Below are 2,500 nucleotides of genomic sequence, written 5' to 3'. Positions count from 1 at the left end.
TAAGGGCGCATAGTCGCGGGCAGTAGACCCGAAACCGGGTGATCTAGTCATGCCCAGGGTGAAGGTGCGGTAACACGCACTGGAGGCCCGAACCCACTCCCGTTGCAAAGGTAGGGGATGAGGTGTGATTAGGAGTGAAAAGCTAATCGAACCCGGAGATAGCTGGTTCTCCTCGAAAGCTATTTAGGTAGCGCCTCATATGTATCCTCTCGGGGGTAGAGCACTGTTATGGCTAGGGGGTCATCGCGACTTACCAAACCATTGCAAACTCCGAATACCGAGACGGACTGTATGGGAGACACACGGCGGGTGCTAACGTCCGTCGTGAAAAGGGAAACAACCCAGACCCACAGCTAAGGTCCCAAATTTTGTGCTAAGTGGAAAACCATGTGGAAAGGCACAGACAGCCAGGAGGTTGGCTTAGAAGCAGCCACCCTTTAAAGAAAGCGTAATAGCTCACTGGTCGAGTCGGTCTGCGGGGAAGATTTAACGGGGCTAAGCACAGAACCGAAGCTTGGGGTGCATAACTTTGTTATGCGCGGTAGAGGAGCGTTCCGTAAGCCGTTGAAGGTGGATTGAGAAGTCTGCTGGAGGTATCGGAAGTGCGAATGCTGACATGAGTAACGATAATGCGGGTGAAAAACCCGCACGCCGAAAGCCCAAGGTTTCCTTGCGCAACGTTAATCGGCGCAGGGTGAGTCGGCCCCTAAGGCGAGGACGAAAGTCGTAGTCGATGGGAAGCAGGTTAATATTCCTGCACCTCGCGTAAGTGCGATGGAGGGACGGAGAAGGTTAGGTGTACCAGGCGTTGGTTGTCCTGGGGAAAGGCGGTAGGTTTGGATCTTTGGCAAATCCGGGATCCTCTAAGACCGAGCACCGAGACGAGCCTTTATGGCAAAGTCACTGATACCACGCTTCCAGGAAAAGCTCCTAAGCTTCAGCTTACGCAGACCGTACCGTAAACCGACACAGGTGGGTAGGATGAGAATTCTCAGGCGCTTGAGAGAACTCGGGTGAAGGAACTAGGCAACATGGCACCGTAACTTCGGGAGAAGGTGCACCCTTTTTGGTGGCTCGTGCGAGCTATAGCTGAAGAGGGTCGCAGTAACCAGGCCGCTGCGACTGTTTATCAAAAACACAGCACTCTGCAAACACGAAAGTGGACGTATAGGGTGTGACGCCTGCCCGGTGCTGGAAGGTTAATTGATGGGGTCAGCCGCAAGGCGAAGCTCTTGATCGAAGCCCCAGTAAACGGCGGCCGTAACTATAACGGTCCTAAGGTAGCGAAATTCCTTGTCGGGTAAGTTCCGACCTGCACGAATGGCGTAACGACAGCGGCGCTGTCTCCACCCGAGACTCAGTGAAATTGAAATCGCTGTGAAGATGCAGCGTTCCCGTGGCAAGACGGAAAGACCCCGTGAACCTTTACTATAGCTTTACACTGAACGTTGAGTTCGTCTGTGTAGGATAGGTGGGAGGCTATGAAACCATGGCGCTAGCTGTGGTGGAGCCATCCTTGAAATACCACCCTGTCGTGCTTGACGTTCTAACCTGGGCCCATTATCTGGGTCGGGGACCGTGTATGGTGGGTAGTTTGACTGGGGCGGTCTCCTCCTAAAGAGTAACGGAGGAGCTCGAAGGTACGCTCAGCGCGGTCGGACATCGCGCACTGTGTGCAAAGGCATAAGCGTGCTTGACTGCAAGATCGACGGATCAAGCAGGTAGGAAACTAGGACTTAGTGATCCGGTGGTTCTGTATGGAAGGGCCATCGCTCAACGGATAAAAGGTACTCCGGGGATAACAGGCTGATACCGCCCAAGAGTTCATATCGACGGCGGTGTTTGGCACCTCGATGTCGGCTCATCACATCCTGGGGCTGTAGTCGGTCCCAAGGGTATGGCTGTTCGCCATTTAAAGTGGTACGCGAGCTGGGTTCAGAACGTCGTGAGACAGTTCGGTCCCTATCTGCCATGGGCGTTGGAGATTTGAGAGGGGCTGCTCCTAGTACGAGAGGACCGGAGTGGACGAACCTCTGGTGTTCCGGTTGTCACGCCAGTGGCATTGCCGGGTAGCTATGTTCGGAAGCGATAACCGCTGAAAGCATCTAAGCGGGAAGCGCGCCTCAAGATGAGATCTCCCGGGGCACAAGCCCCCTGAAGGAACCATGTAGACTACGTGGTTGATAGGTCAGGTGTGTAAGTACAGCAATGTATTGAGCTAACTGATACTAATGATCCGTGCGGCTTGACCATATAACCTCAAGTTGCCTTGGCTTTACGACAGCGTCGTAAGAGCATCCAAGTGCACGCTACGTCACAAGAACTATGCGAGGCTGGCGCCTTGTCCCACAGGGACGAGTGCGACGCTCCAAAAGCCTCCCTGGTGAAATTAGCGCTGTGGAACCACCCGATCCCATCCCGAACTCGGAAGTGAAACGCAGCTGCGCCGATGGTAGTGTGGCTCAAGCCATGCGCGAGTAGGTCTGTCCTGCTCCTACGT

The 2,500-nt window shown here is 54.3% G+C and carries 2 rRNA genes (1 of these 2 cut by a window edge); both read left to right on the top strand.

Annotation, left to right across the window (positions count from 1 at the left end):
- Positions 1 to 2,253, top strand: a 23S ribosomal RNA gene (locus tag A7X97_RS08590) (it extends 627 nt beyond the left edge of the window).
- 126 nt (positions 2,254 to 2,379) lie between these two features.
- Positions 2,380 to 2,493 (top strand): 5S ribosomal RNA (gene rrf / locus A7X97_RS08585).
- The last annotated feature ends 7 nt before the right edge of the window (positions 2,494 to 2,500 follow it).

The sequence above is a fragment of the Stenotrophomonas sepilia genome (genome assembly GCF_003244875.1).
In the GTDB taxonomy this organism is placed as follows: Bacteria; Pseudomonadota; Gammaproteobacteria; order Xanthomonadales; family Xanthomonadaceae; genus Stenotrophomonas; species Stenotrophomonas sepilia.
This window is presented reverse-complemented; position numbering and strand designations above follow the sequence as displayed.